This window comes from Tatumella sp. UCD-D_suzukii, assembly GCF_000611875.2.
Lineage (GTDB): Bacteria > Pseudomonadota > Gammaproteobacteria > Enterobacterales > Enterobacteriaceae > Tatumella > Tatumella ptyseos.
Window position 1 is genome coordinate 141602 of record NZ_JFJX01000001.1, and the last position, 15526, is coordinate 157127.

Genomic DNA, 15526 nt, shown 5'->3' on the forward strand with positions numbered 1-15526 from the left:
GCCTATGCCGGTATCGTCAGAGTAATCAGGGTTGAAGTTTTTGTAAATGTGCCGCGAATTCACGACCATCCATATATCCGGTGACGCGTGAACCCGGGATTTCATGGCCTTCGGCATCGAAAAAGAGCAAGGTGGGCAGCCCCAGCACCTTCAGATGGCTGAGCAGGGCATTATCCTGTGCGCTGTTAGCGGTCACATTGGCTCGCAGCAACTGATACTGTTTCAGGCGCTGCGCTACCTCCGGGGCCGTAAAGGTATATTTTGCAAACTCTTTACAGGCCACGCACCAGTCAGCGTAGAGATCCACCAGGGTGATTTTCCCCTGAGAGTGTGCCAGGCGCTGATCAAGCAGGGAAATCGAGCTGACATCCTCGAAAGGCAGGCCGTGGGTTTCTGCGCTCAGAGTCGCCGGCGATGCAGACGGGAATGCCCAGTCCTGAAGCGGACGTGCAGCGATAATGGCCAGCAGTAACCAGACTATCTGCAGAATACGCATACCACCTTTGTGGCTCTTCAGACTCAGGCTGAAGGCCCAGCCGCAGAATGCCACGCTTAACAGACTCCAGAGGCGCAGCCCCCATAAATCGCCTGCCACACGTTCTATCAGAAAGACCGGCAGCGCCAGGATGACAAAACCGAACCCTTCTTTTACGGCTTGCATCCAGGGGCCACTTTTTGGCAGTAACCGGTTGCCGAACAGTGTGACCAGAATAAGCGGCAGTCCCATTCCCAGGGCATACAGATAGAGCGTTCCGCCGCCGGCCAGCAGATTACCGCTTTGTGCAATATAGAGCAGGATGGCACTTAACGGGGCTGTGGTGCAGGGAGAGCAAATTAATCCTGCCACCGCCCCCATCAGCAAGACCCCGGCCAGCGAACCGCTTTTTTGCCGGTTGCTCCACAGAGTGAGTCGGGTTTGTAACGCGGAAGGTAATTGCAGTGTAAAAGCACCAAACATTGAGAGCGCTAGCAGAATAAAGACCCCGGCCAGCGTCAGCAGTACGGCAGGGCTTTGCAGGGCTGCCTGAAAACGTAAACCGGCGGCCGCCACGACCATTCCCATTAGCGTATAGGTGAGAGCCATCCCCTGGACATAAACAAAGGCCAGCAGGAAGATACGTGAGGTGCGGATAGTGCGTCTGTCACCGAGAATAATCGCCGAAATCAGCGGATACATAGGGAGGACACAGGGAGTAAATGCCACACCGATCCCAATCAGCAGCGCCCAAAGGGGGGAAAACGGTAAATGCGTTGCCGGCAGGGCAGGTTCGCTCCGGGCGCCGGCAGACGTGGCTTCCGCCGCCGCAGGGGAGACCGCAGTATCGGAAGGGCTGGCCTGAGAGAGCGGGACAACCCGGGTCTCCGGAGGATAACAGAATCCTGCGGCCGCACATCCCTGGTAACTGACGGTCAGGCTGGCTGAAGGCCTGATATCGTGCAGTGAAACCGGCACCCGGAGATCGCTGGTAAATATCTGACTTTTCCCGAAAAATTCATCTTCGTGGGGCTGGCCGGCGGGCATTGCGATCTGCGCGATCTGCGCCTGGCTGGCGGTCAGGGTGATTTTTTGCTGATAAAGGTAGTAGCCTGGCCTGATATTCCACTTCAGCACTAACTGATTGCCGTTCTGACTGAAATCGAACCCGAAGGCTTGATCTACCGTCACAAAATGTGGCGATGAGGCGGGCCCACTGAATAATGAGGCCTGTGTCTGCAGGCTGAATAATGTAAGTGCCAGGATAATCAGGCGAGCGATGCGTGCAACCATGACAGGTATTCATTCTCTCCGTGTTGGACAGGGATCACCAGTAACTCAGGGACATCATAAGGATGTGCCTGCTTGAGCAGTGACAGTAAGGCGTGTTGATGTTCAGTATTACTTTTCAGGATAAGCTGGCACTCTTCGGCACATTCGAGCTTATCCTGCCAGAGATAATAAGACGTCATCCAGGGAAGAATGTTCACGCAGGCCGCCAATTGGCTTCGGATAGCGCATTCAGCCAAAGCCGTTGCGGAAGCCTTATCGGGGGTAGTGCATAACACAATGACGGCGTCTGATGTTTTCATGACTCACTCCTGAAACGGTCAGGCATGATAGCACTATTTTTCATCAGTACAGAATAACGCAGGCACAGAATGGTTCAGGGCAGGGAGAGTACAGGGCCTGGTCAGGCCCTGATAAGGTTACTGGCTATCTTCGGTATAGCGTTTTGCTTTGTAAACCGGGTGCATCAGGTTTTCAACCGAGAAAATATCATCCAACTGGGCTTCGCTGAGCAGTCCCCGTTCCAGGACCACTTCTCTGACACTTTTGCCGGTTTCGGCACAGATTTTACCGACGATATCGCCATTATGGTGGCCGATATACGGATTCAGGTAGGTGACTATCCCGATAGAATTAAAGACATAGGACTCACAAATTTGCTGGTTCGCAGTGATCCCGCTGACACATTTTTCCAGCAGATTAAAGCAGGCATTACTGAGAATAGAGACCGATTCAAACAGTGCCTGTCCAATCACCGGCTCCATCACGTTGAGCTGTAATTGTCCGGCTTCTGCCGCCATGGTGACGGTAATATCATTACCAATCACTTTAAAGCAGACCTGGTTGACCACTTCCGGGACGACCGGGTTCACCTTCGCCGGCATAATGGAAGAACCCGCCTGCAGCTGTGGCAGATTAATCTCGTTTAAACCCGCCCGGGGACCGGAAGACAGCAGGCGCAGATCATTACAGATCTTCGACAGTTTCACCGCCAGCCGTTTAAGAGATGAATGTACCATCACGTAAGCGCCGCAGTCCGAGGTGGCTTCAATTAAATCTTCGGCGGCAACGACCGGCAGACGGCTGACCTCAGCCAGATATTTTACGGCCAGTGGCTGATAGCCGTCCGGCGTATTCAGCCGGGTTCCGATAGCGGTTGCTCCAAGGTTAACCTCAAGCAGCAGCTCAGCCGTACGCAAAATGCTGCGGGTTTCTTCTTTCAGCAGAATACTGAAGGCATTAAATTCCTGACCCAGAGTCATCGGAACGGCATCCTGAAGCTGTGTGCGCCCCATTTTCAGGATGTTTTTAAATTCAATGGCTTTGCGTTGAAAACCTTCGGCCAGTGCGTTAATCGCATCGACCAGTTTCAGCAAAGAGTTGTAGACGGCAATACGAAATCCGGTCGGATAGGCATCGTTGGTTGACTGACACATATTCACATGGTCATTAGGGTTAAGGTACTGATATTCCCCTTTATTATGACCCATCAGCTCAAGGCCGATATTCGCCAGCACCTCATTCGTATTCATATTTACCGAGGTTCCGGCCCCTCCCTGATAGACATCAACAGGGAACTGATCCATGCAGGTTCCGTTATTCAGGACTTCATCACAGGCCTGGATAATGTGGTCTGCAATATGCCGTGGAATAGTCTGCAGCTCTTTGTTGGCCAGGGCTGCGGCTTTCTTCACCATCACCATTCCGCGAACAAACTCAGGAATATCACTGATTTTACTGCTGCTGATATAAAAATTTTCTATCGCCCGTAGCGTATGAATACCGTAATAAGCATCCGCAGGAACTTCACGCATGCCGAGCAGGTCTTCTTCGATACGAATGTTGTTAACCATGGTAACCTTCTTAGAGTGACTGTCTTGCCGGAGGCCATGAACACAAGTTACGTGTTTGTTGTGCGTGCCTGGTTCCGGAATTTTATCCGGATATGATCCGTGCTGCACGATGATATCCGGTTTATGTTATAAATAAGCAACACAGGTCACTTATTTTTTACAGCGTGGTAAAAAAATGTGCTGCCTTAGACGGAAATCTTAACGTTAATGACGTTCCGTCAGGATCACGGGATAGTTATAACGAATTTCTGCCTGATGGTTGAAATCACTTTTTATTATACCCATCTTCATTATTCCATCTTTATGATGTTATCTATTTTCGTCGCCCTGCCTGAGCAGGGGGGCTAACTGACAGGAGACCGCCGTGCGCTGGTTACCGTTTATTGCTTTTTTCTTACTTGCCTGGATTGAAATTTCACTGTTTATTCAGGTCGCTCACGTGGTGGGTGTATTAATGACCATGGTGTTGGTGATCTTTACTTCCGCTATCGGTATTTCGCTGGTTAAACATCAGGGGATTAAAAACTTCAGATTATTACAGGAAAAAATGTTGCGGCAGGAAAATCCAGCGGCTGAGATGACGAAAAGTGTTTCGCTGTTGATTGCCGGTTTCCTGTTAGTCCTGCCTGGCTTTTTTACTGATTTCCTCGGCCTGCTGTTGTTATTGCCCCCGGTACAAAAGCATCTGACCCTGAAGCTGATGCCCTATCTGAAGGTCAGACGTGGCGGAAACGCTGAACCGGACGGCTTTACCGTGGAAGGGGAATTTGAGCGTAAAGAGTACGATGTTATCGAGCATAAAGACGACTCCTCATCTCATCCGCGCTAAGTCATGCCAATAAGGGCTATGTGTCTGCATAGCCCCCTTATGCCTTCTTTCGTTCCCTGACCTTTCTTTGGTGTTTTATTTCACGTAACCGACTGAAAATCCGCATATCCTGCTACTGTAAACCTGAAGTGCGGTGACGGCCGGAAAAATAAAAAAAATTTTTTTTTACCACTTGAAAGCGTTCCTCCAAGGCCTTATCTCTGAATGCACGAAGCCGATGCCATCGGGCCGGTATTCAACCCTAAACAACCTGTGACTGAGCATTTCGAAGGAGAGCTATCAAATGACTATTCGTCCATTGCATGATCGCGTTATCGTCAAGCGTAAAGAAGTAGAAGCTAAATCTGCTGGCGGCATCGTTCTGACCGGTTCTGCTGCGGGTAAATCTACGCGTGGTGAAGTTCTGGCCGTAGGCAATGGCCGCATCCTTGAAAGCGGTGAAGTAAAACCTTTGGATGTGAAAGTGGGTGATGTTGTCATTTTTAACGAAGGCTACGGCGCTAAAACTGAGAAGATTGACAATCAGGAAGTCCTGATTATTTCAGAAAACGATATCCTGGCCGTTGTTACTGAGTAACCGGACAACCAATTCCACTAACTTAAATAAATTTAAGGGAAATCTCAAATGGCAGCTAAAGACGTAAAATTTGGTAATGACGCGCGCGTAAAAATGCTGCGCGGTGTTAACGTACTGGCAGATGCAGTAAAAGTTACCCTGGGCCCGAAAGGCCGTAACGTGGTTCTGGATAAATCTTTTGGTGCACCGACTATCACTAAAGACGGTGTTTCTGTTGCTCGTGAAATCGAACTGGAAGATAAGTTCGAAAACATGGGTGCGCAGATGGTGAAAGAAGTTGCCTCTAAAGCAAACGATGCTGCCGGTGATGGCACAACCACTGCGACCGTTCTGGCTCAGTCTATCGTCAACGAAGGTCTGAAAGCTGTTGCCGCGGGTATGAACCCGATGGACCTGAAGCGCGGTATCGACAAAGCAGTTATCTCTGCGGTTGAAAAACTGAAAGCGCTGTCTGTGCCTTGTTCAGATTCTAAAGCAGTTGCTCAGGTCGGCACTATCTCTGCAAACTCTGATGAAAGCGTCGGTACCCTGATCGCACAGGCGATGGAAAAAGTGGGTAAAGAAGGCGTTATCACCGTTGAAGAAGGTACCGGTCTGCAGGACGAACTGGACGTGGTTGAAGGTATGCAGTTCGACCGTGGTTACCTGTCTCCTTACTTCATCAACAAACCGGAAACCGGTGCCGTTGAACTGGAAAGCCCGTTCATTCTGTTAGCGGATAAGAAAATCTCTAACATCCGTGAACTGCTGCCTGTACTGGAAGCTGTTGCTAAAGCCGGTAAGCCTCTGCTGATCATCGCTGAAGATGTTGAAGGTGAAGCGCTGGCAACGCTGGTGGTCAACACCATGCGTGGTATCGTGAAAGTGGCTGCGGTTAAAGCACCTGGCTTCGGCGACCGTCGTAAAGCCATGCTGCAGGATATTGCCATCCTGACCGGCGGTACTGTTATCTCCGAAGAAATCGGTATGGAACTGGAAAAAGCTGTCCTGGAAGATATGGGTCAGGCTAAGCGTGTTGTTATTAATAAAGACACCACCACCATTATCGATGGCGTAGGTGAAGAAACTGCTATCGGTGGCCGTGTTTCTCAGATCCGTCAGCAGATCGAAGAAGCGACTTCTGATTACGATAAAGAAAAACTTCAGGAACGTGTGGCTAAACTGGCAGGCGGTGTTGCCGTACTGAAAGTCGGTGCTGCGACTGAAGTTGAAATGAAAGAGAAAAAAGCACGCGTTGAAGATGCGCTGCACGCAACCCGTGCTGCAGTAGAAGAAGGCGTGGTTGCTGGTGGTGGTGTGGCTCTGGTACGTGTTGCTGCACAGATCGCTGGCCTGACCGGACAGAACGAAGATCAGAACGTCGGTATCCGTGTTGCACTGCGTGCGATGGAAGCCCCTCTGCGTCAGATCGTTGCGAACGCCGGTGAAGAGCCTTCCGTTATCGCTGATAAAGTGAAACACGGCGAAGGTAACTTTGGTTACAACGCAGCCACTGAAGAATACGGTAACATGATCGACTTCGGTATCCTGGACCCAACCAAAGTGACCCGTTCAGCGCTGCAGTATGCGGCCTCTGTTGCTGGCCTGATGATCACCACCGAATGTATGGTGACTGATCTGCCAAAAGAAGAAAAAGCTGACTTAGGTGCTGCCGGTGGTATGGGTGGCATGGGCGGAATGGGCGGAATGATGTAATTCCCCCTGTACTGACAGTGTCTTAGTCAGTACGCAGGACGGTATGATTAACGTCTGCCGTTCGCCTGTAGTCTGCAGACCCGGCTCCGTAAGGAGCCGGGTTTTTTTACGCCTGACGACGGGAAATACGGGTGTGAAGACCAGGGGCCGTAAACGCTTCCGGCTGAGCGCATCTGTCGACAGGTTTTTTAATTTAGCCAATGCTATGGTGTAATATGTCATTGCAGATTATATTTCACTCTCTTCGGACAGATGGTTGCCACTTGAGCAGTGACTGGCATGATGAAAAATAATGAGGAAGAATAATGCGTTTACAAATCTCTGCTGCAGTCTTTTTTTCGGCTGCACTACTGACGGGATGCAGCACTGCCGGTAATCAATTAACCTCAGGCGGTCAGGATGTGCGTTTTGTTGATGAACAGCCCGCCGCGCAATGCAAGTTTCTGGGCACCCTGACCGGTGAGCAAAGTAACTGGTTATCGTCTCAGGGGACGGAAGGTGGCAGCTCCATGCGCGGTGCTGCGAACGATCTACGTAATAAAGCGGCGGCAATGGGAGGTAATGTTATCTATGGTGCCAGTACACCGGGCCTGTCCGTGATCTCCAATTTTGTGCCTCTGGCGACGAAAATGTCTGGTCAGATCTATAAATGTCCTTAATCCCTTCCTGAGGTTTCCGGACTGAAACGGATCAGGCAGAGCGATCAGGCTCTGCCTGTGTAAGAAGACTTATTTCAGTGCAGATAAATCAGAACGGCTTTGATCCAGCCGACGGGTAAGGGTACTGAGCTCCTGCTTCTTCTCCGCGACCTTATCCTGATATTTTCTTATCTTATCTTTGTTACCCCGACGGATAGCCTGCTGCAGTTCCTCTTCTGCCTCTTTGACATCAGCCTGTTTTTCAGACTGCTTTTTCTGCAGTTTTTCGACCTGTGCATGGGCATCCTGGCGAACCGATTCCGGCGAGCAATGGGTATTCACCTGATCTAATGCCTTTTCTAATCCTGCCAGTTTGCCGGTATTATTGTGCTGACGCGCATATCCCATCTCTTTTTCAATGGCAATGCGTTTATCGGTACAGGTTTCGGCGGCTAATGCATTCATTGTCAGCAGTGAAAGCACTGACAGGCTCAGTACGGTCATGACTTTTTTCATAAAAGCTCCTTTCAATTCGGGCCGTGCCCGGGTGACTTATGGAAAGCTACCTTGGATACCTGGCGCGGATCCCGGGAGGCTGAACTGCCCGAACAGAGGGCAGTGCAAAGAATATTCCCGGGAGCGTACCAGGCAGCATCATAAATCCTTTTACTGTCAGCCATACTGAACCTGATCAGCTAAGTTCCGGGTCAGTCCTGCCGGAGCTGTAAATCGAGGGGAGTTTTACTCGGTTCACCGCCGATTTCTCGTGCCAGTTTGGGGACCAGATAGCCGGAGATCATCGCCAGCAGCTCGCGCATAATTTTTCGGGCTTCCTCATCGGACACGTAGAAATGAGCCGCTCCCTGAACTTTATCCAGCACATGCAAATAATAGGGCAGGATCCCGGCGTTAAATAGCGCGTTACTGAGGGCGGCAAGTGTGGCTGCGCTATCATTAATCCCTTTCAGCAGCACCCCCTGATTGAGTAACAGAACCCCGGCACGTTTCAGCCTGGCCATCGCCTCCGTTAAGGCCGGGTCAATCTCATTAGCGTGGTTGATGTGGGTCACCATAATGACCTGCAACCGTGTCTGAGATAACCGCTGGCATAACCCCGGGGTGATCCTGTCCGGGATCACCACCGGTAACCGGCTATGGATACGCAAGCGGAGAATATGGGGGATTGCCTCAAGCTCGCTGATAAGCCAGTCCAGCTCGTGGTCTTTCGCCATCAAGGGGTCCCCGCCGGAAAAGATAATTTCATCCAGCTCCGGGTGATGGCGGATATAGTCGAGGGCGGCCTGCCAGTTCCGCTTATTTCCCTGATTATCCTGGTAGGGAAAATGCCGGCGGAAGCAATAGCGACAGTTAACCGCACAGCCTCCTTTGACCAGCAATAACGCACGGTTACGATACTTATGCAGCAGCCCCGGTACGGCATTTTGCTGCTCTTCCAGCGGGTCGATACTGTAGCCAGGCGTGGAAATAAATTCTTCCTGCTGGGTAATGACCTGCAGTAACAGAGGGTCCTGCGGATTGCCTTTTTCCATTTTACGGATAAACGCCCGCGGGACACGCAGGGCAAATAACCGGCGTGCGCCGGCTCCGGCCTGTAGTGCCGGCAGATGCTCCAGATTTAAAAGCTTCAGTAATTCATCAGGTTCGGTGACAACTTCCGTAAGTTGTTGCAACCAATCTTCTCTGGAGGGGGTATTTAGGGTTACAATGTTTGCCATTTTTTTGGCTTTGTCCAGTATCCATATTTGTCGAGGGCCTTCATGGCAACATATTCTAGCAACGATTTTCGTAACGGTCTTAAAATTATGATTGATGGCGAGCCTTACGCCATTGAAGCCAGTGAGTTCGTAAAACCAGGAAAAGGGCAGGCATTTGCACGCGTTAAAATGCGTCGTCTGCTGACCGGTAAGCTTATCGAGAAGACCTTTAAGTCTACCGACTCTGCTGAAGGTGCGGATGTTGTTGATGTGACTCTGACTTACCTGTACAACGACGGTGAGTTCTGGCACTTCATGAATAACAACACCTTTGAACAACTGGCGGCTGACGCGAAAGCGGTCGGTGAGAACGGGAAATGGTTGCAGGACCAGGCGGAATGTATCGTTACTTTATGGAACGGTAACCCGATCACCATCACTCCTCCGAACTTCATTGAAGCTGAAATCACTGAAACTGACCCGGGTCTGAAAGGTGATACCGCCGGTACCGGTGGTAAGCCTGCAACCCTGAGCACGGGTGCTGTGGTTAAAGTTCCTCTGTTCGTTCAGATTGGCGAAGTGATCAGAGTGGATACCCGTTCCGGTGAATACGTTTCACGCGTGAAATAAGTCCTACAGGCACCCCCTTCTCCGGGGGTGCCTGATGACAGGTGAATGATGATGCAAAAACGTCTAATGCAGGTCCTCTTCCTCTGTGCGCTCACGTCATTTCTTAGCGGATGCAACACCTTTCGTGGTTTTGGTGAAGATGTCTCACACCTTGGTAATGCCATTTCCCGCGTGGCGAGTTGATCCGTTAACTTTGTGAACCTCCTCACTGTCCGGCCTTCTGCACTGTAAAAAAACGGCTATGCTTACTGTGTTGTTTCACTGTGCTGTGACTACGATGAGGATATTTTTGCTCCCGGCCCTCATGTCTGCTTCCTCGTTGAAAAACCAACTCTTTTCTGCCTGCCGGCGTCACAGACCTTTGGAACGAAAATTACTCTCTGTCGTCACGGCGGTTTCGCCCATGCATGACGTCATTGTTTGTCGGTGATGTTGCATGTAGACTGCACCACTTTTGTCATCCCGGGAGTACGACAATGAACGAAACCACACACTGGCAGCCGAGTGCACCGATTGCCAATCTACTGAAACGTGCGGCAATTGTAGCGGATATCCGGCGTTTTTTTGCAGATCGTGGTGTCCTTGAAGTAGAGACTCCGGCGATGAGCCAGGCAACCGTCACCGACATCCACCTGGTGCCGTTCAAAACACGGTTTGTCGGGCCGGGCGCGTCTCAGGGACTGGATTTATGGTTAATGACCAGCCCCGAGTATCATATGAAGCGCCTGCTGGCCGCGGGTAGCGGTCCGATTTACCAGATGAATCGTAGCTTCCGTAATGAAGAAGCGGGACGGCACCATAATCCTGAATTCACCATGCTGGAATGGTACCGGCCGCATTATGATATGTACCGGTTAATCAACGAAGTTGATGACCTGCTGCAACAGATCCTGGAATGTGGTGAGGCGGAGTCATTATCCTATCAGCAGGCGTTTCTGCGTTGCCTGAATATTGACCCCCTGACTGCAGAAAAAGAGGCTCTGGTTGCGGTTGCAGCGACACTGGGAGTGGGAGATTTAGCCGCGGCCGAAGATGACCGCGATACTCTGCTGCAACTGCTGTTTATGCTGGGGGTAGAGCCTAAGATTGGTCAGGAAAGGCCTGCGTTTGTCTATCACTTCCCGGCATCTCAGGCCTCGCTGGCAGAAATCAGTACTGAAGATCATCGGGTGGCAGAGCGTTTTGAGGTTTACTATCGCGGGATCGAGCTGGCTAATGGCTTCCGGGAACTGACCGACGCCAGGGAACAACGTCTGCGGTTTGAACAGGATAATCGCCGTCGTGCAGAAAAAGGATTACCTGAGCAGCCGATTGATCAGTTACTGCTGGCGGCGTTAGAGCATGGTCTGCCTGATTGCTCCGGAGTGGCGTTAGGCGTTGATCGTCTTATTATGCTGGCGTTGAAAGCCGAATCTCTGAACGATGTGATCGCTTTCCCGGTCGATCGTTGCTGATCTTATCCGGCCCTGTTCTCCCCGGGGCCGGAAAATACAGTCTTTCTTACAACCCTCCGGACTTATAAACTTTCGTTTGTGGCGTTCCCTGAGCACCCGGCAATGGCGTACTGACTTTCTCCATACGAACCTGGAAAGGCGGGAAGGGCATTTCGATATGGTTGTCTTTGAAGCCTTTCAGTATCAACTGATGAAGCTCATGGCGCAGAGGCATCCTGTGGCCCATTTCTGCGGCGTAAATACGTAACTCAAACAGCTGAATACCTTGCTGAAGATCCACCAGGAAAGCTTCAGGAAGCGGGGTTTTCAGCACGTAGCTACAACGCTCTGCCGCCTGCTTCAGTACCCCGGTGACCAGTTCACTGTTGATATGCGCCGGGGCCGGGATGGTCAGCACGACCCGAGTGACAGCATCAGAAAGTGACCAGTTAACAAACTGTTCGGTAATAAATGCCTTATTCGGCACAATAATTTCTTTACGATCCCAGTCAGTGATCGTGGTGGCGCGGGTATTTATTTTCGAAATGGTTCCTGTCAGCTCACGAATAGTTACGGTATCACCGATACGTATCGGTTTTTCAAACAGAATGATCAGGCCGGAAATAAAGTTTGCGAAGATCTCCTGTAACCCGAACCCTAATCCGACGCCCAGTGCCGCGACCAGCCATTGCAGCTTAGCCCAGTCAATGCCCAGCATCGAAAACGCTGTCATCACACCGATAATCATCAGCACATATTTGGTTAAGGTGGTAATCGCATACCCGGTCCCTGGTGTCAGACTCAGGTGCTGTAATAAGGCCAGCTCCAGCAAGGCGGGCATGTTTCTGACCAGTTGCAGGGTGATAATCAGTACCAGAATGGCTATCAACACTGCACCCAGTGTCACCGGCTGGATATTTTCTCCGCCGGCCGGGGATGCATCCCATAACGGAATATTTTCCAGAAATGCGAAGGCAGAATGCAGCTCTGACCACAGTAAAATCAGTGAGACTAACGCCACCAGCGTCAATAAGGAACGCACCAGGCGCAGCGACTGGGCACTGATGGTATCGAGGTCGATAACGGGTTCATCAACATCATAAGAGTCGTTACTGAAGCCGTTATGCTCTTTTTCTTCTTCACCGTTACGGGCACGGCTGGCAAGCATATCTGCGCGTTTCTGTCGTGCACGATCGAACTCAATTCTGCGTCGCTGGATAAGCATCCAGCGACGTATAACATGATAAATTACTAACAGTACAAACCAGATAGCCAGTGAGCTCTCCAGACGTGCCAGCAGTGCCTGTGCGGTTGCCAGGTACCCGATGCAGGACGCGAGCGCAGCAATCAGAGGAATAGCCATCATGACATCCCAGAGAATGGTATTGGTCATGTTGTCACTGTTGCCCTGGCGGTCAAAATACAACGGCAAGCCAGCCCGTTTCAGAGCGTTTGTCACGACAGTCAGAGAGATACAGATAAAAATGAAGCAAAGTCTGCCCAGAGAGGCAGAAAACTGGCGGTCTTCAAGATTATCGAAGGTAATCAGCACCATAATGAGCGGTACAATGACACCCACCGTCAGGGAGTAGTAGCGCATCGCTTTGGCGACACTGGCTTGTGGCCAGCGGAAGTGTGTAATAAACAATCCATGGGGTCTGGCAAAGGCCGCACTGATCATAAATGCCCATAATACCGGCAGAGTTGCGGTAACACCGTCGCCAATCGCCACGGCGATGGGATAAGGCCAGGCATGCTGAAGACCATACCCGAGCGCCGCCCATAATACCGGCAGGGGAAGCGCAACCAGAATTGACCAGAAGACGGTACGCACGGTAAGGCTGAATTTATCCAGGGTGACTTTTCCGACTTTACCGGCTGAGCGTTCGAGGAAAGCCTGGTAATGACGACGCGAACTGATACTGATGACCACCAGAAAGAATGCCCCCAGGATAGGGACAATGGTTTCTCTGCTGGTAAACATCATTATTGTGGCTTTACCCAGTTGCCCGAAAGTATCGAGGGAAAGGAGACGTGACAGATCCTGGACGACCTGCACCGGATAATGGAAGGTGACCGGGCCTACATCAGCCGTCCAGAACAGATAGCGGTGGGTGGCATCTTTCACATCATCCAATGCATCCTGCAATTGGGTATTGGCCACTTTAAGTTTGGTGATCTCCAGAATCAGAGAATCACAACCGGAGATCAGCGAGCCGAGTAATTCGCGCTGGGTGCGTAGCTGGGCATCCAGAATACGTGTCTGGCTGGTGGTCAGGGGAGTGCCATCTTCCTGGGTCAGTGAGTGCAAACTCCCTTGCCGGCTTAGCAGATCTTCATAATGCAGCCGTTGTACCCGCAACTCACCCATTTCACTGTCAATCTGTTGCTGTTTCGGGACTTCCGGCAGGCGGGCGACCTGAGCACGCAGGGCTTCTCCCAGCAGGTTAGATTCGCCAAGCCATTGAGATTGCTCCCGCAGTGTGCTGAGCGCCTGTCTGACCTGCAGAGTCTGGCTGGCGGCGAGTCTCTGCTGAGAGGCCACCAGATCCATCCGCTGAGCCTGTTGATTCAAATCGTTGGAAAGATCGCGGTTGATACGGAACTGTTCACTGATACCGGGAGGAAGCTCACCGCTGTTTTCAGCCAGTTGCTCGGTACGTTCCAGTGCCTGTTGTGCTTCCTGCTGGCGCAGGGTATTCAGCTGGTTTCTCAGTGCCTGCAGATAGTTATCCAGCTGCGTCATGGTCTTCTGATGCAGCTCAGCCCGTAATCGTGCCAGCTCCTGACGATTACTTGCAGACAACTGAGCCAGTTCCAGTTCGTTGACACGGGCTTTGCTTGCGGCATTCCCGGTTTCACGTGCCCAGGCCGTGGCTTGCCCGCGGGCAGTGGCAGAAACGGAAAGACTTTGCAGACGATGATCACTGTCAGTCAGCGCCCGCCTGGCTTCGGTTTGTTGCTGCGGCAATTGTGTGATGGAATCACTGATTTCCCGGACCCGATCCTGTTCCTGCTGGGCCTGACGGCCTTCTTCCAGTAACTGGCTGCTGACCCGTAAAATCTCCTGCTCCAGCTCATTACTGCTCAGTGACGGACTGACCGTTTTCGGGGTATCTGTCACCGAGACAATTTGCTGCTGTATTTCCCGGGACAATTTAGGGAAATTATCGATAACAGACTGATACTGACGTGCCTGCTCGATCGATGCGGTACGCTGATCGATAAAATCCAGGGCAGTCTGTAACGTCTGAACCAGTTCTGCCTGCGCCGGGCTGGCTTTACTGTTTTTAGCTGTTTCCAGCGCCTGTTTTATCTGTGCGGCCTCGGGAAGCGGGGCCGCATACAGTGAAAAGCTGAGCCCGAGGCTCAGCAGTAAAGCCACAATCACGCGCACGTCATCGTTCTCCGGGCTTACTCAGTGACAGGACTGTCAGAGGGAGTCTCAGAGAAAGTTCTGGCCAGAGGCTGTCCCAGTCGGGTTTTCGCTTCGGCTTCCAGAGACTCACTCAGCATGACTTTATTTTTTGCAAACAGATTAATGACTGTGGAACCGAGCTTAAAGCGGCCCATTTCATCACCTTTCAGTAGCACAACTGCACCTTCTGTCTCTGCTGCAGGGTAGTGCCAGCGCTTAATCACCCCTTCACGTGGTGGCGTAATGGTTCCTGCCCAGACCGTTTCGATACTGCCGACAATGGTGGCACCGACCAGTATCTGAACCATCGGGCCGAAGTCGGTATCAAAGTAGCAAATCACGCGCTCGTTACGGGCAAACAGGTTGGGAATATTGCGCGCAGTCAGCGGATTCACGGAGTACAGGTCTCCGGGCACATACACCATTTCGCGCAGGATACCATTGCAGGGCATATGGACACGGTGGTAATCACGCGGCGCGAGGTAAGTAGTTACAAACTGGCCGTTGTAAAAATCGGCGGCACGGCGCTCATCACCTGCGAGTAAGGCTTCCAGGGTGTACTGATGACCCTTTGCCTGGAAGATCTGATTTTCTTCGATACGTCCGGCCTGACTCACGGCACCATCTGCGGGCTGGACCAGCAGATTAGGGTCGTTATCAATCGGGCGGGCACCTTCTTTTAACGGACGGACGAAGAAGTCATTGAAGGTCGGGTAGGCCGACGTTTCTTTCTTCACCGCCTCAGACATGTCCACTTTATAGTACCAGACAAACAGGTCTATTACTGAACGGGTAAGCCATCCTCCGCGACGGCTGGCAGCCCAGCCAGCCAGTTCGGTTAGCGCTTTTTTAGGTAAAACAGCATTGATGCCAAGTTTAATTTTTTCGAGCATGTTGCCTCCTGGCATGATCACGATATGCAGATAAAAGCGGGCGCAACTCAGGCGACCCTGGTAAATTGGCGATCCCGCCA

The 15526-nt window shown here is 51.5% G+C and carries 14 protein-coding genes; 7 read left to right on the forward strand and 7 right to left on the reverse strand.

The window, feature by feature from the left end:
- Positions 1–25: 25 nt before the first annotated feature.
- The 3 genes from CG67_RS00700 to aspA form a co-directional block, all read right to left on the reverse strand.
- A complete protein-coding gene (locus CG67_RS00700; protein WP_025901062.1) occupies positions 26–1768 on the reverse strand; it encodes a protein-disulfide reductase DsbD in 1743 nt (580 codons plus the stop codon).
- Positions 1744–2067: a divalent cation tolerance protein CutA gene (gene cutA / locus CG67_RS00705; RefSeq protein WP_025901063.1), complete on the reverse strand. Its 324-nt coding sequence runs from the start codon at positions 2065–2067 to the stop codon at positions 1744–1746. Before cutA ends, CG67_RS00700 begins: the two co-directional genes overlap by 25 nt.
- Before the next feature lie 117 nt (positions 2068–2184).
- Positions 2185–3618, reverse strand: a complete 1434-nt coding sequence (gene aspA / locus CG67_RS00710) for an aspartate ammonia-lyase (RefSeq protein WP_025901064.1) — start codon at positions 3616–3618, stop codon at positions 2185–2187.
- Positions 3619–3982: 364 nt separating this feature from the next.
- Here aspA and CG67_RS00715 point away from each other — a divergent pair, with 364 nt between their 5' ends.
- The 4 genes from CG67_RS00715 to CG67_RS00730 all read left to right on the forward strand — a co-directional run bounded on the left by CG67_RS00715 (position 3983) and on the right by CG67_RS00730 (position 7378).
- The gene (locus CG67_RS00715; RefSeq protein ID WP_025901065.1) at positions 3983–4447 is read left to right on the forward strand and encodes an FxsA family protein; all 465 of its coding nucleotides are present in this window, start codon (positions 3983–3985) and stop codon (positions 4445–4447) included.
- A 283-nt stretch (positions 4448–4730) separates the two neighbouring features.
- Positions 4731–5024, forward strand: a complete 294-nt coding sequence (locus CG67_RS00720) for a co-chaperone GroES (protein ID WP_025901066.1) — start codon at positions 4731–4733, stop codon at positions 5022–5024.
- Between the two features lie 48 nt (positions 5025–5072).
- The gene (gene groL / locus CG67_RS00725) at positions 5073–6719 is read left to right on the forward strand and encodes a chaperonin GroEL (RefSeq protein WP_025901067.1); all 1647 of its coding nucleotides are present in this window, start codon (positions 5073–5075) and stop codon (positions 6717–6719) included.
- 305 nt (positions 6720–7024) lie between these two features.
- On the forward strand, positions 7025–7378 hold the full coding sequence (locus CG67_RS00730) for a DUF4156 domain-containing protein (RefSeq protein ID WP_025901068.1): 354 nt from the start codon (positions 7025–7027) through the stop codon (positions 7376–7378).
- 69 nt (positions 7379–7447) lie between these two features.
- Here the strand turns inward: CG67_RS00730 and CG67_RS00735 are convergent, their stop codons facing one another.
- Positions 7448–7873 carry a DUF1090 domain-containing protein gene (locus CG67_RS00735; protein WP_025901069.1) on the reverse strand — a complete coding sequence of 142 codons (426 nt, stop codon included), beginning with the start codon at positions 7871–7873 and terminating at the stop codon, positions 7448–7450.
- Positions 7874–8064: 191 nt separating this feature from the next.
- Positions 8065–9093 (reverse strand): EF-P beta-lysylation protein EpmB, encoded by a 1029-nt coding sequence (gene epmB, locus CG67_RS00740; protein WP_025901070.1) that lies wholly within the window; start codon positions 9091–9093, stop codon positions 8065–8067.
- Between the two features lie 42 nt (positions 9094–9135).
- Between epmB and efp the strand changes: the two genes are divergently transcribed.
- The 3 genes from efp (at position 9136) to epmA (ending at position 11156) form a co-directional block, all read left to right on the forward strand.
- The gene (efp, locus tag CG67_RS00745) at positions 9136–9702 is read left to right on the forward strand and encodes an elongation factor P (protein WP_025901071.1); all 567 of its coding nucleotides are present in this window, start codon (positions 9136–9138) and stop codon (positions 9700–9702) included.
- 51 nt (positions 9703–9753) lie between these two features.
- On the forward strand, positions 9754–9885 hold the full coding sequence (locus CG67_RS17220; protein WP_174371900.1) for an entericidin A/B family lipoprotein: 132 nt from the start codon (positions 9754–9756) through the stop codon (positions 9883–9885).
- Positions 9886–10178: 293 nt separating this feature from the next.
- Positions 10179–11156, forward strand: coding sequence for an elongation factor P--(R)-beta-lysine ligase (gene epmA / locus CG67_RS00750; protein WP_025901072.1), 978 nt, complete (start codon positions 10179–10181; stop codon positions 11154–11156).
- Positions 11157–11202: 46 nt separating this feature from the next.
- Here epmA and mscM read toward each other — a convergent pair whose 3' ends face one another.
- Positions 11203–14532, reverse strand: coding sequence for a miniconductance mechanosensitive channel MscM (gene mscM / locus CG67_RS00755; protein ID WP_025901073.1), 3330 nt, complete (start codon positions 14530–14532; stop codon positions 11203–11205).
- 17 nt (positions 14533–14549) lie between these two features.
- Positions 14550–15446 carry an archaetidylserine decarboxylase gene (gene asd / locus CG67_RS00760; protein WP_025901074.1) on the reverse strand — a complete coding sequence of 299 codons (897 nt, stop codon included), beginning with the start codon at positions 15444–15446 and terminating at the stop codon, positions 14550–14552.
- Positions 15447–15526 lie beyond the last annotated feature (80 nt).

Coding starts and splice junctions, on each gene's coding strand:
- CG67_RS00730 (WP_025901068.1), top strand. CDS start 7,025: ATGCGTTTACAAATCTCTGCTGCAGTCTTTTTTTCGGCTGCACTACTG.
- CG67_RS00720 (WP_025901066.1), top strand. CDS start 4,731: ATGACTATTCGTCCATTGCATGATCGCGTTATCGTCAAGCGTAAAGAA.
- CG67_RS00735 (WP_025901069.1), bottom strand. CDS start 7,873: ATGAAAAAAGTCATGACCGTACTGAGCCTGTCAGTGCTTTCACTGCTG.
- CG67_RS00700 (WP_025901062.1), bottom strand. CDS start 1,768: ATGGTTGCACGCATCGCTCGCCTGATTATCCTGGCACTTACATTATTC.
- efp (WP_025901071.1), top strand. CDS start 9,136: ATGGCAACATATTCTAGCAACGATTTTCGTAACGGTCTTAAAATTATG.
- CG67_RS17220 (WP_174371900.1), top strand. CDS start 9,754: ATGCAAAAACGTCTAATGCAGGTCCTCTTCCTCTGTGCGCTCACGTCA.
- epmB (WP_025901070.1), bottom strand. CDS start 9,093: ATGGCAAACATTGTAACCCTAAATACCCCCTCCAGAGAAGATTGGTTG.
- cutA (WP_025901063.1), bottom strand. CDS start 2,067: ATGAAAACATCAGACGCCGTCATTGTGTTATGCACTACCCCCGATAAG.
- asd (WP_025901074.1), bottom strand. CDS start 15,446: ATGCTCGAAAAAATTAAACTTGGCATCAATGCTGTTTTACCTAAAAAA.
- aspA (WP_025901064.1), bottom strand. CDS start 3,618: ATGGTTAACAACATTCGTATCGAAGAAGACCTGCTCGGCATGCGTGAA.
- groL (WP_025901067.1), top strand. CDS start 5,073: ATGGCAGCTAAAGACGTAAAATTTGGTAATGACGCGCGCGTAAAAATG.
- epmA (WP_025901072.1), top strand. CDS start 10,179: ATGAACGAAACCACACACTGGCAGCCGAGTGCACCGATTGCCAATCTA.